Source organism: Peptoanaerobacter stomatis, assembly GCF_000238095.2.
Taxonomy (GTDB): domain Bacteria; phylum Bacillota; class Clostridia; order Peptostreptococcales; family Filifactoraceae; genus Peptoanaerobacter; species Peptoanaerobacter stomatis_A.
On sequence record NZ_JH815225.1, the window covers coordinates 70,649 to 97,177 of the forward strand.

General features: G+C 30.0%; 22 protein-coding genes. 21 read left to right on the top strand and 1 reads right to left on the bottom strand.

Features of this window, described 5'->3' with window-relative positions; genetic code table 11:
• Nucleotides 1–9: 9 nt before the first annotated feature.
• Nucleotides 10–2,640 carry a heavy metal translocating P-type ATPase gene (locus HMPREF9630_RS00285; RefSeq protein WP_009526547.1) on the bottom strand — a complete coding sequence of 877 codons (2,631 nt, stop codon included), beginning with the start codon at nucleotides 2,638–2,640 and terminating at the stop codon, nucleotides 10–12.
• 595 nt (nucleotides 2,641–3,235) lie between these two features.
• On the opposite strand from HMPREF9630_RS00285, the gene HMPREF9630_RS00290 reads away from it, so the two are divergent.
• The 21 genes from HMPREF9630_RS00290 to ilvB all read left to right on the top strand — a co-directional run bounded on the left by HMPREF9630_RS00290 (nucleotide 3,236) and on the right by ilvB (nucleotide 26,394).
• On the top strand, nucleotides 3,236–3,664 hold the full coding sequence (locus HMPREF9630_RS00290) for a hypothetical protein (RefSeq protein ID WP_009526548.1): 429 nt from the start codon (nucleotides 3,236–3,238) through the stop codon (nucleotides 3,662–3,664).
• Nucleotides 3,665–3,919: 255 nt separating this feature from the next.
• Nucleotides 3,920–4,918, top strand: coding sequence for an aspartate-semialdehyde dehydrogenase (locus HMPREF9630_RS00295; RefSeq protein ID WP_009526549.1), 999 nt, complete (start codon nucleotides 3,920–3,922; stop codon nucleotides 4,916–4,918).
• Nucleotides 4,919–5,339: 421 nt separating this feature from the next.
• Entirely contained in the window at nucleotides 5,340–5,585 is a 246-nt protein-coding gene (locus tag HMPREF9630_RS00300) for an RNA-binding S4 domain-containing protein (RefSeq protein WP_009526550.1), read from the top strand.
• Nucleotides 5,582–5,962: an FtsB family cell division protein gene (locus HMPREF9630_RS00305; RefSeq protein WP_009526551.1), complete on the top strand. Its 381-nt coding sequence runs from the start codon at nucleotides 5,582–5,584 to the stop codon at nucleotides 5,960–5,962. The genes HMPREF9630_RS00300 and HMPREF9630_RS00305 overlap by 4 nt, the downstream gene beginning before the upstream one ends.
• A gap of 11 nt (nucleotides 5,963–5,973) precedes the next feature.
• The gene (locus HMPREF9630_RS00310) at nucleotides 5,974–6,882 is read left to right on the top strand and encodes a Ppx/GppA phosphatase family protein (protein WP_009526552.1); all 909 of its coding nucleotides are present in this window, start codon (nucleotides 5,974–5,976) and stop codon (nucleotides 6,880–6,882) included.
• Nucleotides 6,883–6,949: 67 nt separating this feature from the next.
• Nucleotides 6,950–7,207 carry a chorismate mutase gene (locus HMPREF9630_RS00315; protein ID WP_009526553.1) on the top strand — a complete coding sequence of 86 codons (258 nt, stop codon included), beginning with the start codon at nucleotides 6,950–6,952 and terminating at the stop codon, nucleotides 7,205–7,207.
• A 287-nt stretch (nucleotides 7,208–7,494) separates the two neighbouring features.
• Nucleotides 7,495–9,348: an excinuclease ABC subunit UvrC gene (uvrC, locus tag HMPREF9630_RS00320; protein ID WP_081580835.1), complete on the top strand. Its 1,854-nt coding sequence runs from the start codon at nucleotides 7,495–7,497 to the stop codon at nucleotides 9,346–9,348.
• Between the two features lie 25 nt (nucleotides 9,349–9,373).
• Complete coding sequence (hprK, locus tag HMPREF9630_RS00325) at nucleotides 9,374–10,327, top strand: HPr(Ser) kinase/phosphatase (protein ID WP_009526555.1); 954 nt, start codon at nucleotides 9,374–9,376, stop codon at nucleotides 10,325–10,327.
• Between the two features lie 157 nt (nucleotides 10,328–10,484).
• Complete coding sequence (locus HMPREF9630_RS00330) at nucleotides 10,485–11,426, top strand: ROK family protein (protein WP_009526556.1); 942 nt, start codon at nucleotides 10,485–10,487, stop codon at nucleotides 11,424–11,426.
• Nucleotides 11,427–11,795: 369 nt separating this feature from the next.
• Nucleotides 11,796–13,394, top strand: a complete 1,599-nt coding sequence (locus tag HMPREF9630_RS00335) for a GGDEF domain-containing protein (RefSeq protein ID WP_009526557.1) — start codon at nucleotides 11,796–11,798, stop codon at nucleotides 13,392–13,394.
• A 675-nt stretch (nucleotides 13,395–14,069) separates the two neighbouring features.
• On the top strand, nucleotides 14,070–15,242 hold the full coding sequence (locus HMPREF9630_RS00340; protein ID WP_009526558.1) for an ABC transporter ATP-binding protein: 1,173 nt from the start codon (nucleotides 14,070–14,072) through the stop codon (nucleotides 15,240–15,242).
• Nucleotides 15,243–15,244: 2 nt separating this feature from the next.
• Nucleotides 15,245–15,883 (top strand): ABC transporter permease, encoded by a 639-nt coding sequence (locus tag HMPREF9630_RS00345; RefSeq protein WP_009524769.1) that lies wholly within the window; start codon nucleotides 15,245–15,247, stop codon nucleotides 15,881–15,883.
• A gap of 2 nt (nucleotides 15,884–15,885) precedes the next feature.
• Complete coding sequence (locus tag HMPREF9630_RS00350) at nucleotides 15,886–16,803, top strand: osmoprotectant ABC transporter substrate-binding protein (RefSeq protein WP_009526559.1); 918 nt, start codon at nucleotides 15,886–15,888, stop codon at nucleotides 16,801–16,803.
• Between the two features lie 174 nt (nucleotides 16,804–16,977).
• Nucleotides 16,978–17,613, top strand: coding sequence for an ABC transporter permease (locus tag HMPREF9630_RS00355; RefSeq protein ID WP_009526560.1), 636 nt, complete (start codon nucleotides 16,978–16,980; stop codon nucleotides 17,611–17,613).
• Between the two features lie 296 nt (nucleotides 17,614–17,909).
• Nucleotides 17,910–18,425 carry a DUF2179 domain-containing protein gene (locus tag HMPREF9630_RS00360; RefSeq protein ID WP_009526561.1) on the top strand — a complete coding sequence of 172 codons (516 nt, stop codon included), beginning with the start codon at nucleotides 17,910–17,912 and terminating at the stop codon, nucleotides 18,423–18,425.
• Between the two features lie 191 nt (nucleotides 18,426–18,616).
• A complete protein-coding gene (locus HMPREF9630_RS00365; RefSeq protein WP_009526562.1) occupies nucleotides 18,617–19,093 on the top strand; it encodes a methylated-DNA--[protein]-cysteine S-methyltransferase in 477 nt (158 codons plus the stop codon).
• Nucleotides 19,094–19,897: 804 nt separating this feature from the next.
• Nucleotides 19,898–21,403, top strand: coding sequence for a 2-isopropylmalate synthase (locus tag HMPREF9630_RS00370; RefSeq protein ID WP_009526563.1), 1,506 nt, complete (start codon nucleotides 19,898–19,900; stop codon nucleotides 21,401–21,403).
• 2 nt (nucleotides 21,404–21,405) lie between these two features.
• Nucleotides 21,406–22,452, top strand: a complete 1,047-nt coding sequence (gene leuB, locus HMPREF9630_RS00375; protein ID WP_009526564.1) for a 3-isopropylmalate dehydrogenase — start codon at nucleotides 21,406–21,408, stop codon at nucleotides 22,450–22,452.
• A gap of 197 nt (nucleotides 22,453–22,649) precedes the next feature.
• Complete coding sequence (leuC, locus tag HMPREF9630_RS00380; protein WP_040465170.1) at nucleotides 22,650–24,026, top strand: 3-isopropylmalate dehydratase large subunit; 1,377 nt, start codon at nucleotides 22,650–22,652, stop codon at nucleotides 24,024–24,026.
• Nucleotides 24,027–24,039: 13 nt separating this feature from the next.
• On the top strand, nucleotides 24,040–24,612 hold the full coding sequence (gene leuD, locus HMPREF9630_RS00385; protein ID WP_009526566.1) for a 3-isopropylmalate dehydratase small subunit: 573 nt from the start codon (nucleotides 24,040–24,042) through the stop codon (nucleotides 24,610–24,612).
• 126 nt (nucleotides 24,613–24,738) lie between these two features.
• Nucleotides 24,739–26,394 (top strand): biosynthetic-type acetolactate synthase large subunit, encoded by a 1,656-nt coding sequence (gene ilvB / locus HMPREF9630_RS00390; RefSeq protein WP_009531789.1) that lies wholly within the window; start codon nucleotides 24,739–24,741, stop codon nucleotides 26,392–26,394.
• Nucleotides 26,395–26,529 lie beyond the last annotated feature (135 nt).

The window sequence follows — 26,529 nt, forward strand, 5'->3', positions numbered from 1 at the left end:
CACCACATACTATTCAATATTTTTGACGTCATATCCGGCATCTTCAACTGTATTTTTTAGGATGTCATTGTCTATATTATCTTCCATTTCCAACACTGCTGTCTTTTCCTCAAGATTTACGGTGGCAGTTACTCCGTTTAATTCGTTTAATACTTTTTCAACTCTTGCTTTACAGTGCTTACAAGTCATACCTTCAATATACATTATTTTTTTCATTTTGTTTACCTCGCTTTTTGATGTATTAATTATATTTTCAGCTGAATTATCAGCATTATTTATTTTTTCTGTTCCTTTTACAGTATATCTTTCTGAAATTTTATTATTATTAATCAATATTACATTTACATCTAAAGAAATCTGTTCTTTTACATACTCCACTTTTTTATCTGCTTTGAAGTTTCTTAATCTAAGTGCATTAGATACGACAAATACAGATGAAAAACTCATAGCTAATGAGCCTATCATAGGGTTTAAGCTCAACTTGAATGCCGGATAAAATATTCCCATAGCTAAAGGTATACAAAGTATGTTATAGAAAAATGCCCAAAATAGATTTTCTTTTATGTTTTTAAGTGTTTGTTTGCTTAGTTTAATCGCTGTAACAACATCTTGCAGATCGCTTTTCATAAGCACAACATCGGCTGATTCTATTGCTATATCTGTACCTGCACCTACTGCGATACCTACATCGGCTCTTGCAAGTGCAGGAGAGTCATTTATTCCATCACCGACCATCCCTACAGTTTTTCCTTGATTTTTAAGATTTGTTATTATCTCATCTTTTTGATTAGGCATTACTTCACTGTAGCATTCATCAATACCTAAATTTTCTGCTATATAATTTGCAGTTTTTTTATTATCGCCTGTGAGCATAACAGTTTTTATGTTTAACGATTTTAATTCATCTATTGCTGATTTGCTCGTGTTTTTTATTATGTCTGCAATTGCTATTATACTTGCAGGTTTATTATCTATTGCAAAAAATACAGGTGTTTTTCCTTGCTCTTGTAACTGAGCGGAATATTTTGTGAAGAAATCCGTATCTATATTATTTTCATTCATAAATTGAATATTGCCGGCTATTATTGATTTTTCATCTATGATTCCTTTTACACCTCTGCCGGAAATTTCTTCAAAGGATGATACTTTTTTATTTGATGAAAAATTTTTACTATAATTAACTATTGCTTGAGCAAGAGGTTGTTGTGAATTACTTTCCAATGATAAGGCAAGAGTTAAAAACTCTTTTTCATCAAAATCTTGTAAAAGTATAATATCAGTAACAGCCGGATTACCTTGAGTAAGTGTACCTGTTTTGTCAAAAACTATTGTGTCAAGACCTTGCATCAGTTCAAGTGATTCGGCATTTTTAAACAACAGACCGTTTTGAGCGCCTTTACCGCTACCTACCATTATTGCAACAGGAGTTGCAAGTCCGAGAGCACAAGGGCAGGATATAACGAGTACAGATATTGCGAGATTAAGAGCAAATTCAAAATCGTATCCTAAAGCTTTCCATACTATAAAAGTTAAAACAGCAAGTAACATCACAATTGGAACGAATACTCCTGCTATTTTATCAGCCATGGATTCAATAGGCGCTTTTGTAGCGTTAGCATCTTTTACGAGTTCAATTATTTTGGACAGTACAGTATCAGAACCTGTACTTATCACTTTTATTTCAAATGCACCTGATTTATTTATTGTTGCACCTATTACTTTATCGCCTATACTTTTTTCAACAGGTATGCTTTCACCTGTTATAGCCGATTCATCTATATTTGCATTACCTGATATTATTATTCCGTCAACAGGTATGCTTTCACCTGATTTTATTTGTAAAATATTACCAACAACTACATCATCTACTGACACATCCTTTATTGTATCATCACTTACTAAATGTGCAAATTGCGGTCTTAAATCTAATAGAGAAGTTATAGCTTCGTTAGTTTTACGCTTGGATTTAGTTTCAAAATATTTTCCGAGAGTAATAAGCGTAAGTATCATAACAGCAGACTCAAAATAAAGATTGTGATGATAATGATGTAAAGTATTTAAATCTCCTATTCCGAGAGAGTAGGACATCTTATATATTGCAAATATACCGTAAATCATGGAAGAAGATGAGCCTACGGCTATCAAAGAGTCCATATTAGGAGAACGCTTAATTAAAGTTTTAAAGCCTTTTGTAAAATATGAACCGTTTATAATCACTACAGGTAGAGCTATTAAAAATTGCGTAAATGCAAAATTTACAGCTCCTTTTGTATCTGTTAAAAAATCAGGTAACGGCATATTTATCATATGTCCCATAGAAATATACATAAGAAGTATTGTAAGAGGAATGCTTATTTTTAACCTTAATTTCATAGATTTTAACTGTTCTTCCCATACATCAGATGTAGAGTTTTTGGTTTCTGCTTTTGCGTTTTGTAAAGAAGCGTCATATCCGGCATTTTTAACAACTTGTATTATATCGTTGTCATTTAATTTAGTTTCATCATATACTACACTCATAGTATTAGTCATAAGGTTTACATTTACATCTGATACAGAATCAATTTTTGATACTGCTCTATAAACTGCACTTTGACAAGCACTGCAAGTCATTCCTTTTACATCATATTTTTGTTTCATAGTGATTGCTCCTGTTTTTAAAAACTATTATGATAAATTTTTTAGTCAGTTAATGCTATAAAAAACACATATAATTTTATAATATAAATAGTATAATTATTCTGTTTTAAGATAATCATTAAGAAACATTTTAATTTTACAAATACAGCTTTTTATTAGCAAATTTGATTTAGAATATGTATAAACAGATTATCTTTTTTAAATGAGAATAAATTTATATAATTTACCACTTGTTATAAATAATTGAATATGTAGTTTATTGATTTAAGTATAAATAATTATTGAAAATAAAAAAATAACAATATATGAAAACTTGTTATTTAAAAACTGACTATAAAAAATAAAAATATAAGTGATGATAAGAAAAATACTTATATGAAGATTGAATATTAAAACAAAAGTTGAAGGCACTTGAAGCAATTCAATCAATGTATTATATTCATATCATCACCTATTTCTATAATACCCATATACGGTATTTTAAAACTAAAATTTTAGTATTATTTTATTGCATAAATTATAAAAATATATTATACTTGTAAACTAAGGCATAATATATAATGTCATCAATTAATATTGAAAGCAGGTGTAATATTTGAACGATTTAAGAAAAAAAGCTATTATAAGAATAGGTATTATGGTCGCTATAATGCTGCTTAGTATATTTTTAGCATTTTATATAAAAAATATATTTTTAAAAATACCTTTTATAATTATTGCCGGAGGAGTTGCAGCTTTACTTATAAGGTTGTATATCTCTTATAAAAGAAAAAAATTATATTTTGATGGAAAAGTGTTGACAATAACTCCGCCTAAGAGGAAAATAGGAAAATATTCTATAATAATTAAAAACGGAAAAGTATCGAAAAAATTCTATTCATTCCAAAAACCGGAGATGAAGTTAGGTGCAAACTATGTTGTCGTATATGAAGAAAAATCTTTTAATATATTAGAATTCCAAGAAGCTAAATTCCAAATGATGAATGCGAAAGCAGTAAGTAAAAACCCTAAATTCAGAATGTAGTTTCATATAAAATTTAAAATAGAAATATATTATCATATATTTATTGCTACGGGTTTATTTATGCTCGTAGTTTTTTTGTAAATTTATTTTAAAAAATTTTACAATATATTTTATTGTAATTTTAATGCTGAAAAAATATAATATATAATAAAATAATTTTAAGCATAATTAACTTAAAACAGAGCAGTTTGTAATATAAAAATAATTTGTTTGAATGTATAAAACAAAATCATATTTAGTAAAGGAGAAATTAATATGTCAAAGGCTTTAAATATAGCTGTTGTAGGTGCAACAGGTAGAGTTGGGAGTACTTTTATAGAAGTTTTACAGGAAAGAAAGTTTCCTATAAATAATATATATTTCTTTGCTTCTGCAAAATCAGCAGGCAAAAAGATAGAATTCGGTGGCAAAGAGTATGAGGTTGAAGAACTTAGAGAAAATTCTTTTGATAGAGATTTGGACTTGGCACTTTTTTCTGCAGGAGGTTCTACAAGTAAAAAATTTGCACCAATAGCTGCAAGTAAAGGTATAATTGTTGTGGATAATTCAAGTCAATGGAGAATGGATAAAAATGTTCCGCTTATAGTACCGGAAGTAAATTTTGAAGATATAAAAAAATACGATTCTAAAATAATAGCAAATCCGAATTGCTCAACAATACAATCGGTTATGCCTTTAAAAGTATTGGATGAAAGATTTAAGATAAAAAGAATAGTATATTCAACATATCAGGCGGTATCAGGTTCAGGATTTAAAGGAATAAAAGATTTGGAAGAAGGAATGAAAGGAAATCCTCCTACAAATTATCCTCATCCAATTTTTAACAACTGTCTGCCTCATATAGATGAATTTTTGGATAACGGATATACAAGAGAAGAAGAAAAAATGATCAATGAAACAAGAAAAATACTTGACAGAGATGATTTGAAAATAACTGCTACAACAGTAAGAGTGCCTGTAATGAATTCACATAGTGTCAGCATAAACATAGAGTTTGAAAAGCCGTTTGAGATGAAAGATATATATGATGAGTTGTCAAAGGTAGAGAACTTAGTAATAGTGGATGATGTGAAAAATAACCAATATCCTATGGCTATAAACGCAACAGGTACAGATGAAGTGTATATAGGCAGAATAAGAAGAGATTTTTCTACAGAAAACGGAATAAATTTGTGGGATGTAGCAGATAATATAAGAAAAGGTGCCGCATCAAATGCGATACAAATAGCTGAAAAAATATTTGAAATAAAATAATTATATCATTTTTGTAAAATCTTTAATAGACTTGTTCGATTACTTATAGTATATAGTTGTAAATAACTTTGTTTGAAGAAAAAAATAAAAAATTCTTTTATTATTAAAATAGCAATATATTTTATCAACTTTTTATAATGTTATCGAATAAGTCTAATTTACAAAAAATATCTTATACTAAAATTCAATAGAATTATAGAAAAATAGCATTGTGTAAATTTAATAAAAATATAACACTATTTATAGATTTCTCACATAAACCATCTATATATTCTATTATGGATTAGTATTAAAATTTATAGAAATATACATTTTATCATTAATACTTCATTTAACTTTGATTATGATGAAGAGTAAAATTATAAAAAATATAAATATAATATAAAAATACTGCTATTTGTAATAAAAAATCGAGGTTGCTATGAGATTGGATAAATATTTAAAGCTTACAAGAATTATAAAACGAAGAACAGTTGCTAAAGATGCGTCAAGTAACGGAATAGTCAGTGTAAACGGAAAAGTGGCAAAACCGTCAACTCAGATAAAAATAGGCGATATAATACAGGTACAGTTTCCTCAGAGCTCATATAAAGTTAAAGTTGTAGATATAAAAGAACATTTGAAAAAAGAAGAAGCATCTTTGATGTACGAGGTAATAGAGGGATGAAAACGCCAAGTTACAAAAATGATGTAAAAAGTATGAGCAAAAATTCAGATGAAAAAAAAGAGAGAAATGATAAGAAACCTGATAAAGATTATTCGATGTTGCTTGTAAAAGGGATAATAGCTGTTTGTATTTTTTCGTTGTTGATTACCATATATAATCAGAAACGTGAGATTTCGGCATTGAACTCAATATATAAAGATGTAGAGTACGAGTATAAAGAAAAAGAAGAAGAGCTTAAAGAGTTAAAAAAAGAGCTAAAAATGGTGGACAGTCATGAATTTATAGAAAAACAAGCCAGAGAGAAACTGAAAATGGTAAAACCTAACGAAAAAGTATATGTGGATACAAGTAAAAGTAACAAAGAAAAAACTAATTAAAAGGGGGTTTTATGAAAGTAGCTACTGTTGACATAGGTACAAATTCTATGAGATTACTGATTGCAGATTACGATAAAAATATTATAAGCAATAGAGAAAAGTATGTGCAAATAACAAAAATGGGCAAAGATGTAGATGCAAACAAAAGAATATCAGCAGAATCTATAAGCAGAAATACAAGTGCCTTAGAGAATTTTGTAAATATGGCAAAAGAACAAAATTGTGAAAAGATAAAAGTTATAGGTACATCAGCCCTTAGAGACTCCATAAACAGAGAAGAATTTATAAATGAAGCTATGAAAAAAACCGGTATTGAAGTGGAGATTATAAGCGGAGAAATGGAGGCTAATTTAGGTTTTTTAGGTGTTAAAAATCTGCTTGATAAAAAAGATTATACGCTTACAATAGACATAGGTGGAGGTTCTACAGAATTTATACTTGCTAACAATTTGGGAGAGTTGATTTTTTCAAAAAGTGAAGATATAGGTTCTGTTAGGATGACAGAAAAATTTTTAAAAACGGATCCTCCTACAGAATTTGAAATTTTAAACTTACACGATTATATAGATATGACGATAAATAAGACAATAGATATATTAAAAACATATAAGATAGGAAAATTTATCGGAATAGGTGGAACAGCTACTTCTATTTCATCTATGTTGCAAGAATTATCGCCATATTCAAGCGAAAGAGTGCATAATTCTAAAATATATTATGATGATTTGCTTAGAGTTTTTTGTGATTTGAGCAAGAAAACTTTAAGGGAAAAACAGATGATAACAGGTTTGCAACCACAAAGAGCGGATGTGATATTTGCAGGAGTTTGCATATTAAAGGAGATAATGTGCAGACTAAACGCATCATACTTGGTAGTTAGTGAATATGATAATTTAGAAGGGCTTGTATACACTATGTGATATTGACCTATTAATCAATTATGATGTAGTGATTAAATTATTTATTCTTATAAAAGGAGGTGTAAGAATGGATAGGCTTATAAATTACAGAGATAAAATAAATGAAATAGATTTAAAAATAGTAGAATTATTGGAACAAAGATGTGAATTATCAACACTCATAGGTAATTATAAAAGGGAGCGTAATTTGCCGGTCCAAGACATAAAAAGAGAGCAAGTCATTATTCAGAATGTAAAAGATAATATAAAAAATCCTAAACATAAAGAAGCATTGGAAAAAATATTTGCGGTTATAATAAATGTATCCAAGATGTTTCAATATTAGTGTTATATTTTATAGATATAAATTTTAACAATTACATAACAAAAAGCAGATTGTATTATATAGTTGCAATCTGCTTTTTTATTTGATAAAATGTTAACTGTAGCTATAGTGGAAATTATTAGTTTAATAAGAATTAATACTATACTATAATATAATTAAAAATATATTAATTTATACTAAAATTCAATAGAATGATATAAAAATATTTTGTATAAATTTAATAGAATATGACACTATTTGTATGTTTTTTATATAAATTATCTATTATTTTATTTGTAATTAGTATAATGTTGAATAAAGTTGAATTAAAATTTGGGGATGATAGTATAACAGATAAACTTAAAGCATTAATATCAAAACTTCCTTCATCAAGTGGAGTTTATTTGATGAAGAATAAAGAAGGTAAGATAATATATGTAGGAAAAGCTGTATCACTTAAAAATAGAGTCAGACAATATTTTCAAAGTCAAACAAATATGCAAGCTAAAGTAAGAGCTATGGTGTCGCATATAGATGAGTTTGAATATATAGTTACAGATTCTGAAATGGAAGCCTTGATATTAGAAAATAATCTGATAAAAGAATATAAACCGCCTTATAATATACTTTTAAGAGATGATAAAACCTATCCATATATAAAAATTACAATATCGGAAGATTATCCAAGAGTTATAAAAACGAGAAGAATAGAAAAAGACGGAGCAAAGTATTTCGGTCCATATTCAAATGCGTTTATTGTAAATGATATAATAGAGATTATACACTCAACCTTTCCTATAAGAAATTGCAAAAGAAATATACAAAAATCCATAGAAAAAAAGGAAAGAGCCTGTCTCAATTATTATATCAAAACCTGCTTAGCTCCATGCCTTGGAACCGTTGATAAAGATGAATATATGGAAATGATATATGAAATAATAGAATTTTTGGAGTCAAAAAACGACAGACTTGTAGAAACACTTAAAGATAAAATGTATCAAGCATCTATGAAGCAAGATTATGAAAAAGCTATGATATATAGAGACAAGATACAAGGAATAAAAGAGATGCTTGAAAAACAAAAAATAGTTTCAACCTCAAACACTACTGACAAAGACTTTTTGGCAATAGAAAAAAATGAAGAAATGTCCTGTATATTTATGTTTTTTGTCAGAGGGGGAAAGGTAGTCGGTACAGAAAATTTTATCTTTGATAAAGACAATAACGGAGAAAAAGATGATATAATGCAATCTTTTTTGAAACAATATTATATAAATACTGGCTATATACCTAAGGAAATATATATAAATCAGCAATTTGAAGATATGGAATTACTTAGCAAGGTGCTCACGAATAAAAAAGAGCAAAACGTTACAATAAAAGTACCGCAAAAAGGCGACAAAAAAGATATGATAGACTTGGTATGTCAAAATGCACAAGAAACTATCAAAAGACGAGAAGCAGTTAAAAAAAGCGAACAGCAAAAAACAAAAGATATATCATATGAGCTTAAAGTGTTGTTGGATATAGATAAGGATATACACAAAATAGAATCATACGACATATCAAACATACAAGGAGTGGATAGTGTAGGCGGACAAGTAGTATTTATAGATGGCAAAAAAAGTCCCAAACTGTACAGACGATACAAGATAAAAACTGTACAAGGAGCAAATGACTATGCATCTATGGAAGAAATATTGTCAAGGAGAATAAAACATGAAGATTTGCCGGACTTGATACTGCTTGACGGTGGAAAAGGTCAGGTGAATGTAGTTCGAAGACTTTTTGAAAGAGAAAATATAAATATACCTGTCTTTGGGATGTATAAAGATGACAATCACAAAACTATGGGGCTTTGTAGCGATAAAGAATTATTTGAATTGAAAAAACACACAAAACTATATACATTTATAGCATCAATACAGGAAGAAGTTCACAGATTTGCAATAGATTACCACAAAAGTCTCAGAGATAAAAAAGTAAGCTATTCTCAATTAGATAATATAAAAGGAATAGGAAACAAGCGAAAAATGTCATTATTAAAACATTTTGATAATATAGAGCAAATAAAAAAAGCAACACTCGAAGAATTATTGCAAGTTGGAAGTATGGATAAAAAAAGTGCAACTGCAGTATATGATTATTTTAAGAAAAATTGATTTTATAAAAAAGGAAAGATAATATATGGAGTCTAAGAAAAAATTTGTCTTTGCATCGGAACTTATAAAAGATTTAAGATTAAGTACGATATTTAGACCTGATAATTTTGATACAAAAATAGATTCAAGTGATATAAACAGACCAGGCTTACAACTCTCCGGTTTTTTAGATAATTTTCAGTATAAAAGAGTGCAGATAATGGGGCAGACAGAATATCTGTACTTTGAATCCCTAAGCATAGAACAAAGAAAAAATGCTATGGATAAACTGATGTCATTTGATATTCCTATACTTGTAATTTCAACGAAACAAGATGTTTTGCCGGAAATATTGGACTCTGCAAAAGCGAATTCGAGGATAGTTGCAGGCAGTAGAGAAAGCTCTACTAAGACATTGTCAAGAATATCGTATTATCTTAATGAGCGTCTTGCACCTGAAGTCACAATACATGGAGTCCTTGTAGATGTAGATGGAGTGGGAATGTTAATAACAGGAGAAAGTGGAGTAGGTAAAAGTGAAGCAGCATTGGAACTCATAAAGAAAAATCATAGATTGGTTGCAGATGATGCTGTAAGAATAATAAAATTAGATGAAGAAACTTTGCAAGGGAAATCTCTTGAAACTATAGAACATTTTATGGAGATAAGAGGTCTTGGTATCATAGATATAAAAACTCTCTATGGAATAGGTGCAGTGAAAAATTCGAAGAAAATAGATATGGTAGTAGAGCTTGAAACATGGCAACAAGGAAAGTATTATGACAGATTAGGATTGGATCAAGATTTTACCGAGATACTCAATACAAAAGTAGAAAAATTGACAATACCTGTAAGACCGGGAAGAAATATAGGGATAATATTGGAACTTGCTGCAAGAAATCACAGATTAAAAGCTATGGGATACAACTCTGCCGTAGAATTTAATGAAAAATTGCTTAATTCATTAGAGAAAAAAAGAAATGAAAATAAGTCAAAATAATTAATTTATAATTTTAAATGTATATCTTAATTTAAAAATATGATTTAGTATAAAAAAATTTTGAATATTTTTTATAAATATAATTGGTTGTTTAAGATAAAAGATAAAGTATTATATCATTTTTATTAATTTTAAAAGAAAGGATATTTGAATTTTTATGATGAATATAGGTATAGATGTAGGCGGAATGACTATAAAATCTGGTATAGTAGATGAAAATTGCAATATAATAGAAACTCTTATAATATCTACAGAAGTTGAAAAAGGTTTTGAAAAAATTGCTCAAAATATGGTAGATATGATAAATAACCTTGTAAAAAAAGCAAAATTAACCTTAAATGATATAGATACAATAGGTGTAGGCATACCTGGAGTTGCAGATGAGAAGGGTAAAATATATTTTGCTACAAATCTTTATTGGGTAGATGTAGATTTAGGTAAGATATTAAGAGATAATTTTCCTTCACAAAAAATATATGTAGAAAATGATGCTACAGTCGCTTGTGTGGCAGAACACAGTTTTGGCAGTATAAAAGGTGTTAAAAATGCCATAATGCTCACATTAGGTACAGGTGTAGGCGGAGGAATAATAATAAATGGAGAAAAATATTCCGGAAGTAATGGAATAGGCTCAGAAATAGGTCATATGGTTATAAACAGAGGTGATAATTTTTATGAATGTTCTTGTGGAAACAACGGTTGTTTTGAAACTTATTGTTCAGCGCTTGCTATAATCAAATACGCTCAAAAATTAGTAGAAGACGAAGAATATTCAGGAAAATTAAAAGGTATAAAAAAAGAAGATATAACAGCAAAGCTAATATTTGAAGGATATGAAGAAAAAGATGATTTATGTGTAAAAGTTATAGACAGATTTATAGATAATTTATCTACAGGTATTGCGAACTTGATAAATATATTTGCGCCTGAATTTATAACTCTTGGTGGAGGAGTTTCAAACTCATATAATTTATATATAGATGAGTTGTATAAAAAAGTTCAAGAAAAAATAATATTTAAAAAACTGCCTTTTGCAAGGATAGTCAAAGCTCAATTAGGTAATGATGCAGGAATAATAGGGGCAGCAATGCTTAAATAATTGTTTGGTTTTCAATTTACGAAAATAAAAATAGTAAAAAAATACTATATAACAAGACAAAATATGTTATAAAAATGGAAAAAATGCACATAATTTGTAAAAAAATAGAATAAAATGTAAATTTATAAACGTAAAATATCTGATTTGTCGTCAATATTATGGGATTAAATGTTATAAAATAAAAAATAAATAGTAAAAAAGACTTGTAAATTTAATTTATATATTTTATAATATACAAAATCGATATTATATTGACAGGAGGTGTTTTTAATTTTAAAGAAAATTAACACTTTTTTTAAGCCTCAAATAAAAAATAAAATCAGAAAATCTTTGTTACTGCTTTATAAAATTATAATTTTTACTGCTTTTATGATGATAATATCTCTTTTATTTGTATCAAATAAAAACGAATATAAATACAACAACATGTATAATCTTGACTATATTGCAAGTTCCGCTGAAATTGAATACCATGATAATATTCAAAAGATTAGTCTTCCATATAAAGTTAAAACTGCAAATCCTTTTAACATTTATATAGATGTGGGCAAATATATAAATAGAACACATCAAAATATTGCTATGTTTACAAGATTTTTAGAATTTGAGTGTTATATTGATGGTAATAAAATATACGAATATAAAGTATCAGATAATTCTATTCCGAGAAGCGGAGGACGTGTTTATCACGTTATAAATTTACCGGATAATTTTAAAGATGAAAATGTATTAATAAAATTTAAACCTAAAACTGATCAGATAAAATCATTTAAGATAAATAAAATATATATTACAAACAGTGAGTATTTTTTTATCGGTGTGTTATTAAGCAAAGATATACTTGGTGTGATTTTAGTAGCTACACTGATAATAGTGTCGATTATGATAGTAATGTTCTATTTTATGGATAGAGGTTCAGGGTTTAGGAATAAAAGAATATTTGATATAGGGATATTATGCTTGATAATAGCGATTTATTATGCTACACAGCTTGAGATTTTCAATTATTTATTCAGAAAATACTATAAAGCTATATATTTTTTGGATTTTTTGTCATTTTCACATTATTCAATACCTATGCTGATATTGGTTAGAGGAAGATTGGATAGAAGATTCGACAAGTTTTTAACTGCATCAATATATATGTGTATTTTTAACTTCTCAATACAATTTATCTTAACCTTATTGGGTATAAGTGAATTTCATAATATGGTAAAATATACACATATTGTGTTATTCATATCATATTTTGTGATATTAATGGCGCTTATTTTTTCATCAAGCAAAGATTATCCGGAAAAGATGAGTATGCTTTTATCAAGTGTGCCTATATTTCTTTCGCTTGCATCTTCGCTTTTTGAATATTGGACAGGAAATTATGATTCTTTATCACCTATATTGCTTATAAGTTTATTTGTATTTGTGATTATTCAGGTGTATTTTGCCATAAACGCATTTATGTATATGCAAAAAGAAAGTTTAAATACAAGAACATATGAAAGATTAATGCTTACTGATGCACTTACAAAATTAGGGAATAGATATTCATTTGAACAGAAATTGGAAGAAATAAAAAAAGGAAGAGATGATGTTACCATAATATCATCAGACTTGAATGATTTAAAAGAAATTAACGATACCTATGGACATTCATATGGAGATGCTGCAATAATATCTGCAGCTCGATATTTAAAAGAAAATTTTGCGAAAGATTCTATATACAGACTTGGCGGAGATGAGTTTGTGATAATATCTTATAACGATATAGATGATGAATACTTAGAAGAAATTAAAAATAAAGAGTATTTTGTAAAAGGGATAAACAAACAAATCAAAATAAGCTTTGCTTTCGGCAAGAGCATATATAAGCATAATTCAAATTATGAACTTGATGACATATTGGAAGATGCAGATAAAAATATGTATATAGATAAGAAAAATATTAAAAATGCCAAAAAGAATACTTGAAATACAGTATTCTTTTTTATGTAATAAAAATTTTTCACATTCTCAAGTATAGTTTTATACTAAAAATCAATAGAAATATTGAAGGATGTAGTAGATAGCACCATAAATTTATTAACTAAAGATATTGTAAAAAATGTCACTCATAGAGAATGGATTATCTCTACTATTTAATTTGTTATTAGTATTAGCATAAACATAAAAAGGAATCGCTGTACAAAAAAGTGTGTACACTCCAAAATTTGATTTTATACTAATATCTTTTTAATTTATATACGCTTATTCATTTTAATTATACTTAATATTACTTAGCTATTAAATTAATATTAGTAAAATATATTTTTTTATAGCTTTCTATATAGGATATTAGTATTATACGAATTGTAAAAAAATGGCATTAAGTATATTTTAAGAAAGAAATGTTAATATATTATCGTAAAACAGCTTTAGCTTAAATAACCATATGATGAGTAATTTACATAAGAGTATATGATTAATTATTCAATAAATAGGGTATATATAAATTTAATATCTGTGCTTAAAAACAGATAACATATAAAATTATTTTTTTAATATAATCTCAATTACATATATTATGCAAACGTTAAACCGAAATTATATAATTATAATTGCATTAAAATCATTTTTGTTTATATTTTTGAACAAGGAGTTGACGATATGATAGAATTCAAATCTGTATCTAAGGTATATTTGGGGGGTAAGGTTGCTGTTCATAATGTTAATCTTAAGATAGAAGAGGGGCAGTTCATAGTTTTTATAGGCACCAGTGGAAGTGGAAAGACTACTTGTATGAGAATGATAAATAAGATGATAGAGCCAAGTAGTGGAAATATACTGATAGATGGTAAAGATATTAAAAATATGAATGATGTTGCACTTAGAAGAAGTATAGGTTATGTTATACAGCAAATCGGTCTTATGCCACATATGAATATATTTGAAAATATAGTTATGGTTCCCAGACTTTTGAAAATGCCGGAAAATAAATTAAGAGAGATAGCGGAAAATCTCATAAAAAAAGTAGATTTACCGGTAGAGTATCTTGACAGATACCCTAAAGAGTTATCAGGAGGACAGCAACAAAGAATAGGGGTAATAAGAGCATTATCTGCAAATCAGAATATTATATTGATGGATGAACCGTTTGGGGCATTAGATCCTATAACAAGAGAAAATTTGCAAACACTTGTGAAAAATCTTCAAGTAGAGCTTGGAAAAACTTTTATATTTGTAACTCATGATATGGATGAGGCACTTTTGCTTGCTGATAAAATTGCAATAATGGATAACGGACAAGTTATACAGTATGATACACCTCAAAATATATTAAAATCACCTGCAAATGATTTTGTAAAAAATTTGCTTGGAGAAAAAAGGCTTGATCACGCAAAATTTGATTATCTGCCTGTGGAAGAAGTTATGATAAGAAATCCTAAGAGCATAAATTACAAAAAAACTACTCATGAAGCTATGGAGATAATGCACAATTCAAGAGTAGACAGTTTATTTTTAGTAGATGATGAAAATGTATTGATAGGTATGGCAGACGTATTTGATATACGCTCATCTAACAGGGAAAGCAGTAAGATTGAAGATTATAAATTGCCGGCGAATGCAATAAACAGAAAAACACCGCTTAGGGACGCTATATTTTATATAAATAAATTAGGTTATAGAAACTTACCTATTGTAGATGAGGAAATGCATCTCATAGGGCTTGTAACAAGAGCATCTGTTATGGATATAATATATAAAGGCTTTTTAGGAGATTATACTCCTGAAAAAAATGATAATGATATAATAGTTACATCTGATATGAAAGAGGTGTAGTTATGTTTATTTTTTTAAAAGAAAATTTTAATCAGCTCTTTATTAAAATAGGAGAACATATTTTTATATCTTCTGTTGCATTGATACTGGGTATTATAGTTGCAGTACCGCTTGGAATAGTAATTACAAAAAATAAAAAAATATCCAACGTATTTATAGCTGTAGCATCAATATTTCAAACCATACCCTCATTGGCTTTATTATCTATAATGGTTCCTTTTATAGGAATAGGAACTCTCCCGGCAATAATTGCACTTTTTATATATTCTTTACTTCCTATACTCAGAAATACTACCATAGGTATGAACAGCGTGGATTTGTCATTGATAGATGCAGGTAAAGGTATGGGAATGACAAGGAATGAAATAATTATGAAAATACAACTTCCTCTCAGTGCACCTGTGATAATGGCAGGTATAAGACTGTCAGCAATATATGTAGTATCATGGACTACCATAGCATCTTATATAGGAGCCGGAGGGCTTGGAGATTTTATATTTTCAGGGCTTAACACATTCGATACAAATTCTATTTTACTTGGGACTATACCTGTGACTCTAATTGCTTTATTAAGCGATTATTTACTCGGAAAAATAGAGAAAAAAGTTATGCCTAAAACATCATCTTTGCAGGAGGGGTAAATATGGTGAAAAAAATAGTAAAAATAATTTTCAGCATTACACTTATTGTATTATTTACAGGTTGTTCGTTACCGTTTTTGGGAAAATCCGGCTCAGGTGGAGGTATAGTTATAGCAGGAGGTAATACATCAGAAAGACAAATTTTGTCAGAGATACAAAAACAGATGATAAAACATTATATGCCTAAAGAAGATGTGCAGATAATAAATAATTTGGGTTCAACTGTACTTATAGTTCAGACATTTACAAGAAATATATGCAATGTGTCCGGAGCTATGTATACAGGAACATCACTTACAGGAGAACTTGGCTTAGAACCTCAAACCGACACAAAAAAAGCCTTGGAGTTGGTACAAAAAGGATATAAAGAAAAATATAATATGAAGTGGTACGATTCGTACGGATTTGAAAATACATATGCCTTTATGGTAAGAAAAGATTTTGCTGAAAAGAATAATTTAAAAAAAATATCAGATTTAAAAAATTTGGCTCCTAATTTGAGAGCAGGGGTTGATACATCTTGGATAAGAAGAAAAGGTGATGGATATGAAGCTTTCAAAGAAAAATACGGTTTTGACTTCAAAAAGGTATATCCTATGGAAATAGGACTGGTATATGATGCAGTGAAAAATTCAGAAATGGATATAGTTTTGGGATATTCTACGGATGGTAGGATAAATTCGTATGATTTGATAATATTGGAAGATGATTTAAAAGTATTTCCTGCATACGATGCTTGTCCGGTAGCATCATATGATATATTGGAGAGATATCCTGTTTTAGACGAAGTGTTGTCAAAATTGGTTGGTAAAATAAGCAGTGAAGATATGCAAAGATTGAATAAAATGTCAGATGAAGATTTAATTGAACCTCAAAATGTCGCAAAGATGTTTTTAGAAGAAAATAATTATTTTGAATAGAAAGTATTTGCATAAAATATTTTAAATTTATTAATACTGTTATTTAATAAAACGGTGGACAATTATTATATATTTTTATAGATAATAACCATATCGATTTTTCAAATAAATATCAGTATAATGTATTTATATAAATTGAACGTGGGTATATTTATGTAGAAATGGAGGATAGGCATGATTAATCAATTCATTTCATATTTTGCAACTAATGGAGATTATGTATTCGGTCAATTTGTAAGGCATTTTTTAATATCGGTATATGGTGTATTATTTGCAAGTATAGTAGCAATACCTATAGGTTTTTTTATATCGAGAAGATATAAAATGGCGGATATAGTAATATCATTAGCCAATATACTTCAAACCATTCCTTCTCTTGCAATGGTGAGTATACTTATGATAGTTATGGGATTGGGTGTGAATACGGTTATAATGGCGGTGTTTTTATATTCATTACTTCCTATAATAAAAAACACATATACAGGAGTAAAAAATGTTGACGATAATCTGATAGATGTGGCAAAAGCTATGGGAATGACGAAAAAACAGATAATATTTAAAATAGAATTACCTTTGTCCATATCCATAATTATGGCTGGTGTAAGAAATGCGCTTGTAATGGCGATAGGTATAACTGCAATAGGAACTTTTATAGGTGCAGGAGGCTTGGGAGATATAATAACGAGAGGCATAAATGTTACAGACGGTTCGGCAATAATATTAGCTGGTGCTATACCTACAGCATTTATGGCAGTTATTAGTGATTTTGTATTACAAAAAATTGAGAAAGTTTTAGATCCTGTAAAATAAAGTTTTTATTTGCAATTAATATATTAAGGTTATATTATAAATCATGGTTTTATAAAATTGCATTATTAAAATCAAAAATATAGTTAACACTAATTAAAGTTTATTAATAATTAATTAAAAAATTATATTTACTCAAATAATAGGTGTATAATAAAGTAGAAATTTTATATTCTGTAATAATGTTTAGTATAAAAAATTAATTTTTTATAAGATTTATTATATATTTTTTAAAACATATGATTTAGCTTTTTAAATGTTAATTATATAAATAAAAAAATTAAAATTAGGAGAAGAAAATGGATAAGGAAGTTTTGTTAACATTTTTAGTGATATTTTCATTAAGAATAGTTGATACTACACTAAGTACACTTACTACTATGTTTATGAGTCAAGGAAACAAAAAATTGGCTCCGATTATGGGATTTGCTCAAACTGCTACTTGGGTTACTTGCCTTAATATAGTTATGAGCAAGTTAAGCAATCCTATGAACCTTCTTATATATGCAATTGCCTATGGTTGCGGTGTATGTGTAGGTATATTGCTTGAAGAAAAAATAGCTTCAGGAAATGTTATTATACAAGGCGTTATAGATGAAAAAGACAAGCATATTATAACTGAACTTAGAAATATGAACATAATGGTTACGTCTATGGAAGGACAAGGTAGAGAAAATTCAAAGAGATTGGTGCTTTTTATAGCACTTCAACGTAAAAAATTGAATGCTGTGAGAAAATATTTAAGAGATAATCATGTCTTTATTACGGTATCAAAAGGAGATATGTACTTGAACATAAACCCTAATTCAAAATAGTGTTATAATAAACTTTTAATAACTGTTTTGTTATGAGAGATAATTATGCTTGAATTGATACCGCTTAATGTGTGAATGTAAAGCATGACAAGTTTTATAATAAGTGTGATTATAATTTATTTTAACTGCACATGGCAGTATAAAAATATATTTAAATTTTATTTACTATATCTCTAATGAGAGGGGTTTTTATGAAAAAATTTTATATATATTATTTTAATGATATAAACAGATATGTTACGATTGTAGATGAAGATTCTTATATAGTAAGTATAGAGTTTGATAAAATAAATTATGATTTTAACTATGAAGAAAGCGAAGCTATATGCGTACTGAAAAAAGAACTTGATAAATATTTTGCTGGAGAATTAAAAGAGTTTAAAACAAAATATAAATTAAAAAATCTTACAGAATTTCAAATGAAAGTCTTAAAAGAAGTAGAGAAAGTTAAATATGGAGAGCATATAAGCTACAATGACATAGCTAAAGCAATAGGAAATCCTAAATCTGACAGGGCTATAGGAAATGCAGTAGGAAAAAACCCTCTTCCTATAATAGTACCATGCCACAGGATAATAAGAAAAGATAAAAAACTTGGCGGATATACAGGAGGAACAGACATAAAAATAAAACTCGTAGAGATAGAAGATATACTTATATCAAATTAAAAAGAGATATTTTTTATATATTTAAGTAAGTCTGAATTTAAATGTATTTTAGTACAAGTGTTATATTTTTATAAATTGTAAAATAAAGTGTAGTATTTTTTAAAATTTTTGTTGACAAAAAAATTATGACGGTATATAATTAGCGAAATTAAAAAGACAATGTTGTATGTGAATAAAGTACATTTTTTGATTTTAATTTTAAATTTATTGTTTTGTTATTATTGAATGTAGCTGATATTTTGTTGGATGTAAAGTCAGGTACAAGAAAGGAATTATAAAATGAATTGGTCAATTTCTAACTCAAGACAATTGAATATACTCTTACTTAGTTGAGGGACTGTGCCAAATCATTTTTTGATAATTGGTATAGGCCCTGTTTGTGATAGGGCTTATACCAAGTGGAGTATCTAAACCGTTTGATATAGGCTTAAAAGCTTAAATCAGACGGTTTTTTTATTTTAGTGCTGCTTTAAATTAATTATACTGATATTTATTTAATTGACTGGAAAATTTTTAGTTTTTATTTTATATTAATCAACATTTATGATGACATACCTTGAAAATTTTTTCAATTTATATTGTTATGAGTAATTATGATGTATTTTAATTACTATTTAACAGATTTTTAATATTGATTGTCGGATGAATGATTAAAAACAATAATATTTATAATTTTATCTGATATCGCTATAAAACTTAATGCTGAAAATCATTAAAAATTCATATTATTTTTAAATCTTGTATTTATTTTGAAAAAAAATTTTAAAATGAAAATTTACAAAATATAAAGGATAGGAGAAAATTATGGAAAAAGTTAAGATTTTTGACACTACACTTAGGGATGGAGAGCAGACTCCAAGAGTTAATTTGAATAAAGAAGATAAGATTATGATTGCAAAACAATTAGAAAAATTGGGTGTAGACATTATAGAGGCAGGATTTCCGGCATCAAGCGTGGGAGATTTTGAAGGTGTGCGTGCAGTGGCTCAAGTTGTGGAAAAACCTATAGTGTGTGCCTTGTCAAGATTGGTAAAGGAAGACATACAAAGAGCGGCAGAAGCTTTAAAGTATGCGAAACATCCGAGGATACACGTATTTTTGGCTACAAGTGATATACATCTTAAGCATAAACTCAAGATGACAAGACAGCAAGTAATAGACAGAACGAGAGAATTGGTATCTTATGCTAAAACATTCGTCGATGACATTCAATTTTCAGCGGAAGATGCTACAAGAACAGACAAAGATTATCTTTGCCAAGTATATAAGGTGGCGATAAGTTCAGGAGCTACTACTATCAACGTACCTGATACTGTAGGATTTATTCAGCCGATGGAATATTATGAATTTATCTCATACATCAAGAAAAATACCAAGGGTGTCGAAAATGTGACAATATCGGCACATTGCCATGATGATTTGGGACTTGCTACAGCAAATGCACTTTCAGGAGTAATGGCAGGGGTAAGACAGATAGAATGTACGATTAACGGACTTGGCGAAAGAGCCGGAAATACAGCGCTTGAAGAGGCTGTAATGGCGATAGATACCAGAAGCGATATGTATGGTATAAGCACAAATATCAACACAAGACAGATATACAAGACATCAAAACTTGTAACGTCGCTTACAGGTGTGGAAATAGCACCTACAAAATCTGTGATAGGCGAAAATTGTTTCTTGCATGAATCCGGCATACATCAAGATGGTATCATCAAGAACAGATCAACTTATGAAATAATGGATTCATCAAAGATAGGCATACCGAAAAATGACGGTCTTGTTCTTGGAAAACATTCGGGTAGACATGCTTTTAAGGTATTTTTGGAACATAACGGATTTCACTTTGAAGATGAAAAGATAAATGAGGCTTTTGCGGAGTTCAAAAAATTGACGGATACAAAAAAATACGTAACTGTAGAAGACATTACATCTTTACTTACAAACGGCGAAGTGGAAAAAGAAAACTATTCATTTGTAAGCTACCACTCAGCTACTCTTGAAGATAAGGTTACACAAGTAAGTGTATTATTGCAAAAAGACGGACAGATTATACAGCAGACAGCAGTGGGCAATGGACAGGTGGATGCGTCTTACAAGGCAATAAATAAGATAGTCAATCAACCTATCGAGATAATAAACTATGAAATCAATGCAGTATCTTCGCAAAGCGACGCTCTCGGTGAGGCAAGAGTAAGACTCAAACTTGGTAATAGAGAGATAAATACATCCGGACTTGATGTTGACATCATCAAGGCGTCGATCTTGGCATATATTCAAGGTATTAATAAATTGGGATTGGAGTTTTAGTTATGAAAAATATTCTTTGTATTGCAGGTGACGGCATAGGACCTGAGATAATGAATTCCGCTCTTGAAATTTTGGAAGTCGTATCAAAAAAATATGCTTTTAAATATAAAATAGAAGAAGAATTTTTCGGTGGAGCGTCTATTGATGCCTATGGCGAGCCTTTTTCAGATAAGCTGAAAGAAAAAATAGAAAATTGTGATGCCATATTGATGGGCTCAGTAGGAGGACCAAAGTGGGATAACGCAAAGATAAGACCTGAAGCCGGATTACTCGCACTTAGAAAACATCTAAAAGTTTATGCAAATGTAAGACCGCTCAAAGTAGAGGACTCTCTTTGTTATTTATCACCGCTCAAAGAAGAGATTGTCAAAGGCACTGATTTGATGATAGTAAGAGAATTGACAGGCGGAGCATATTTTGGAGAGCCGAGAAGACTTGAAGAAAAAGAGGCGCTTGACTCTATCACCTACACATACGAAGAGATTGAGCAGATAGTAAGATATGCTTTTGAAACAGCAAGAAAAAGAAGAAAAAAACTTACTTCTGTAGACAAAGCTAATGTACTTGCCACAAGCAAACTATGGCGAAAAGTTGTGGAAGATGTAGCAAAAGACTATACCGATGTGGAACTTGAGCATATGTATGTGGATGCTATGGCTATGGCGCTTATAACCAATCCCACTAAATATGACGTGATAGTGACGGAAAATCTCTTCGGAGACATATTGTCCGACGAAGTCAGCGTACTTGGTGGTTCACTTGGACTACTTTCATCGGCAAGCTACAGCAAGAGTAAAATTGCACTTTACGAGCCTGCACACGGATCCGCTCCTGATATTGCAGGTATGGATATCGCCAATCCAATAGCGATGATATACTCTCTTACTATGATGCTGAGATATTCATTTTCACAAGATAAGATGGCAGAAGATATAGAAAATGCGGTGAAGTTGGTTTTGGATGAAGGATGTATGACCAAGGATTTAAATAGTCAATATTATGTAAGCACAAGTGAATTTACAAAAAAAGTAATTCAAAGACTTGGATAAGATGAAATTGCAGACTTTAATTCAGGTTAAAATCGCTTATAATATTTTAAAATTTATAAAAGTATAAATATTAAAGCAAAGTTAAAATGTATATTAAATAAAGTGTATACAAAAAGTGAGAAACCGGATTATAAAGTTATAGTTATATTTGTAGATTAGTAATTTTAAATTTGAATATGGGAAAAGGTGTAGAAAAAATGAAGACGTTATATGATAAGGTATGGGATGAACACGTGATTGCAATGGATTCCGACTTGTCACTTATCTACGTAGATATGCACTACATCCATGAGGTTACGTCTCCGCAGGCATTTGAAGGATTGGAGCTATCTGGTAGAAAGATAAGAAGACCGGACAAAACATTTGCAACCATGGATCACAACACACCTACAAAAATTGAAGAAAGAGCAAATATCACAGACGAGTTGGCAAAGCTGCAACTTGAAACACTAAAGCAAAACTGTATCAAAAATAATATCAAACTTGAAGATATGGACAGTGACTATAACGGCATAGTCCACATAATAGGACCTGAGAGTGGATATACAAGACCTGGAATGACGATAGTATGCGGAGATAGTCATACTGCTACTCATGGGGCGTTCGGAGCAGTAGCTTTCGGCATAGGAACTTCAGAGGTTGAACACGTATTTGCCACTCAGAGTATATGGCAGAGAAAACTAAAAAATCTTGGAGTGAAAATCATGGGTAAACTACCAAAAGGTGTATATGCAAAGGATATAATCCTTGCGTTTTTAAAAGAAAACGGCGTATCGGTAGGAGTATCATCAGCGATAGAGTTTTACGGTGACACTGTCAAGGATATGGACATGGAAGAGAGGATGACACTTTGCAATATGGCGATTGAGGGCGGTGCAAAGGTGGGGATGATTGCACCGGATGAAAAGACTTTTGAATATATAAAAAATACAAAATACGGAGAAAATGAAAACCTTAAAAGTGATATAGAAAAATGGAAAAGTTATTTTACTGATGATGAAAGCTGTTTCGACAGAATAATAACCATGGACGTGAGCAATCTAAAACCACAGATAACATGGGGTACTAATCCGTCTATGACTGTGAATGTAGATGAAAAGTTTCCTATGATAACGGATGCATCTGATGAAAAAGCATACGCATATATGGATCTTGCGCCTAATCAGACATCTGCTGATATACCTGTTACAGAAGTGTTTATAGGCTCATGTACCAACGGAAGATATTCTGATTTGGAAGAGGGAGCAAAGTATATTCAAGGTAAAAATGTCAACAAAAATATCAGAGCGGTAGTAGTACCCGGCTCCATGCAGGTAAAGCTCAAAGCTGAAAAAACAGGGCTTGCACAAAAATATATAGATGCCGGATTTGAGTGGAGGTTGCCGGGATGTTCTAGTTGCTTGGGTATGAATCCTGATATAATAGATCCGTACAAACACTGTATATCCACATCAAACAGAAATTTTGAAGGCAGACAAGGTAAAAATGCAAGGACACATTTGGTATCTCCGGCGATGGCCGTAGCATGTGCTGTAAACGGCAAGGTAGTTGATATCAGTAAAATAGATGTATGAAAAGGAGGAGAAAATGAAATCATTTACTGTATATAAGAGTAAGGTTGTCTGTATTTTAAATGACAATATAGATACCGATATATTGATACCCAAAAATTATCTCAAATCGGTAAAACGTACAGGGTTTGGAGATTTTGTATTTGCTCCTTGGAGATACGACAAGGATGGCAATAAGATAAAAGATTTTGTATTAAATCAGGAAAAGTATGCAGATGCATCGATACTGATAACAGGCGAAAACTTCGGCTGTGGTTCCAGTAGGGAGCATGCAGCATGGGCACTTCAAGATTTCGGTATAAGAGTCGTCATAGCAGGCGGATACTCAGATATATTTTATAACAACTGGCTGAACAACGGTAACGTGGCTATAAAACTGGACAGTGAAAAAAGGAAAATGCTTAGTGAGATAGCGGATGGCAAGGAGATCGAAATTGATCTTATAAATCAAAAAATCTTATCGGGAGATTTGAGTATAGATTTTGAATTTCCTGAAATATATAAACAAAGGTTAATTGAAGGTAAGGATGCAATAGATATAACTCTCGATTTGGAAGAAAAAATAAAAGAGTATGAAAATAGAGTGTAAAATTCTGTATTATTATTTAGAAATTATTTTAAAAATCGGATAAATACCAAAATAAAAATTAAGCGTTTATTGGTATAAAAGTGGTTTATGATTTATAAAAATGTTATGGGGTGATAAGTTTTGAAAATGAATGGATCTCATATCTTGGTAAATACTTTGTTGGAGCTTGGAGTAGATACTGTTTTCGGCTATCCGGGCGGTAGTGTCTTGAATATCTATGACGCAATGTATGACTATCAGGATAGGATAAAAAATATAATTACAAGTACGGAGCAGGGAGCGGCACATGCAGCCGACGGATATGCAAGAAGTACAGGCAAGGTGGGAGTAGCTCTTGCTACTAGCGGTCCCGGAGCAACCAATCTCATTACAGGAATAGCCACAGCATTTATGGATAGCGTACCTGTGGTGTACATCACAGGCAATGTTGCACAAAATCTGATAGGCAAAGATTCATTTCAGGAGGTATATACTACCGGAATCACTATGGCTATAACAAAACACAACTTCGTTGTAAGAGAAGTAGGTAAGATTGCGGATACGATAAGGGAGGCTTTTCGTATAGCGGACAGTGGAAGAAAAGGTCCTGTCCTTGTCGATTTTCCAAAAGATGTTACAATAGCAGAGGGTGATTATGAAGTAAAAAAAGCGGAAACTAAAATTAAAAAAGAGTTTGATGATGAAAAACTGCTTGAAAAGATAGCCGACTTGATAAATAAATCAAAAAAACCTGTCATATATTCAGGGGGAGGAGTAATAGCAAGTAATGCATATCAGGAGCTGAGAGATTTGATAGAAAAATCTTGCATACCGGCTTGTAACTCCATAATGGGAATAGGAAACCTTGATTATAACAGATATTTTTTAGGCATGGTGGGAATGCATGGCAGAGTAAGTACGAATTACGCCATAGACAACAGTGATTTGATAATAGCAATTGGTACGAGATTTTCAGACAGAACGGTTACAAATACGGATAAATTCGCACCGAGGGCAAAGATAATTCACATAGACATAGACGCCAGTGAGATAAGAAAAAATGTTGATATAGACTATTATGTAATAGGAGATGTTAAAGATATTTTAGCAAAACTGCTACCGAAGATACAAAAGCAAGAGAGAGATAAATGGCTCGGAGAAATTGAAAATTGGAAAAAATTGGACTATTTACAAGGAAGTTCTCCAAATTCTATAAATCCGAAAGAGTTATTCGAAAAACTCTCTGATATGGTGGGAGATGATTCGATATTAGTGACTGATGTAGGGCAACATCAGATGTGGGCATGCCAATATTGCAAGGTGACAAAACCAAGACAATTTCTCACAAGTGCGGGGCTGGGAACTATGGGATATGGATATGGTGCAGCAATTGGAGCTAAGATTGCCAATCCTGAAAAGACAGTGGTTCATATAACAGGAGACGGCTCCTTTCATATGAACTTAAACGAGGTGGCAACAGCAGTTAGATATGATGTCAAGATTATAACAGTAATTTTGAACAACGGTAATCTGGGAATGGTAAAACAGTTGCAACACTATTTGCACAACAAGAGATATGCCTACTCAAATTTTGAAAGGAGTACAGACTATGTAAAATTAGCCGACTCATTCGGAGCTGATGGATATAGATGTTATAATATGTTGCAGTTTGAAGAATCTTTTGCAAATGCTATAAAAAATTACAAGTCCGCAATAATTGAATGCAAGATATCCGGCGATGAACAGGTATTACCGATGATACCGGCTAACGGTACTATTGATGATTTGATAGTTTCTCATTGATGATTAGCTTATTTTATAAGTGTAGCTTAATATGTTGATAATTTCCATTTAAGTATTTACCTCAATAGTGTAAATTTCAATTAATAACTAAACATTTTAAAATCAATATATCCATATTTTTATTGAAACTTAGTA

Coding starts and splice junctions, on each gene's coding strand:
- HMPREF9630_RS00285 (WP_009526547.1), bottom strand. CDS start 2,640: ATGAAACAAAAATATGATGTAAAAGGAATGACTTGCAGTGCTTGTCAA.
- HMPREF9630_RS00295 (WP_009526549.1), top strand. CDS start 3,920: ATGTCAAAGGCTTTAAATATAGCTGTTGTAGGTGCAACAGGTAGAGTT.
- HMPREF9630_RS00300 (WP_009526550.1), top strand. CDS start 5,340: ATGAGATTGGATAAATATTTAAAGCTTACAAGAATTATAAAACGAAGA.
- HMPREF9630_RS00305 (WP_009526551.1), top strand. CDS start 5,582: ATGAAAACGCCAAGTTACAAAAATGATGTAAAAAGTATGAGCAAAAAT.
- HMPREF9630_RS00310 (WP_009526552.1), top strand. CDS start 5,974: ATGAAAGTAGCTACTGTTGACATAGGTACAAATTCTATGAGATTACTG.
- HMPREF9630_RS00315 (WP_009526553.1), top strand. CDS start 6,950: ATGGATAGGCTTATAAATTACAGAGATAAAATAAATGAAATAGATTTA.
- uvrC (WP_081580835.1), top strand. CDS start 7,495: ATGTTGAATAAAGTTGAATTAAAATTTGGGGATGATAGTATAACAGAT.
- hprK (WP_009526555.1), top strand. CDS start 9,374: ATGGAGTCTAAGAAAAAATTTGTCTTTGCATCGGAACTTATAAAAGAT.
- HMPREF9630_RS00330 (WP_009526556.1), top strand. CDS start 10,485: ATGATGAATATAGGTATAGATGTAGGCGGAATGACTATAAAATCTGGT.
- HMPREF9630_RS00335 (WP_009526557.1), top strand. CDS start 11,796: ATGATGATAATATCTCTTTTATTTGTATCAAATAAAAACGAATATAAA.
- HMPREF9630_RS00340 (WP_009526558.1), top strand. CDS start 14,070: ATGATAGAATTCAAATCTGTATCTAAGGTATATTTGGGGGGTAAGGTT.
- HMPREF9630_RS00345 (WP_009524769.1), top strand. CDS start 15,245: ATGTTTATTTTTTTAAAAGAAAATTTTAATCAGCTCTTTATTAAAATA.
- HMPREF9630_RS00350 (WP_009526559.1), top strand. CDS start 15,886: ATGGTGAAAAAAATAGTAAAAATAATTTTCAGCATTACACTTATTGTA.
- HMPREF9630_RS00355 (WP_009526560.1), top strand. CDS start 16,978: ATGATTAATCAATTCATTTCATATTTTGCAACTAATGGAGATTATGTA.
- HMPREF9630_RS00360 (WP_009526561.1), top strand. CDS start 17,910: ATGGATAAGGAAGTTTTGTTAACATTTTTAGTGATATTTTCATTAAGA.
- HMPREF9630_RS00365 (WP_009526562.1), top strand. CDS start 18,617: ATGAAAAAATTTTATATATATTATTTTAATGATATAAACAGATATGTT.
- HMPREF9630_RS00370 (WP_009526563.1), top strand. CDS start 19,898: ATGGAAAAAGTTAAGATTTTTGACACTACACTTAGGGATGGAGAGCAG.
- leuB (WP_009526564.1), top strand. CDS start 21,406: ATGAAAAATATTCTTTGTATTGCAGGTGACGGCATAGGACCTGAGATA.
- leuC (WP_040465170.1), top strand. CDS start 22,650: ATGAAGACGTTATATGATAAGGTATGGGATGAACACGTGATTGCAATG.
- leuD (WP_009526566.1), top strand. CDS start 24,040: ATGAAATCATTTACTGTATATAAGAGTAAGGTTGTCTGTATTTTAAAT.
- ilvB (WP_009531789.1), top strand. CDS start 24,739: ATGAATGGATCTCATATCTTGGTAAATACTTTGTTGGAGCTTGGAGTA.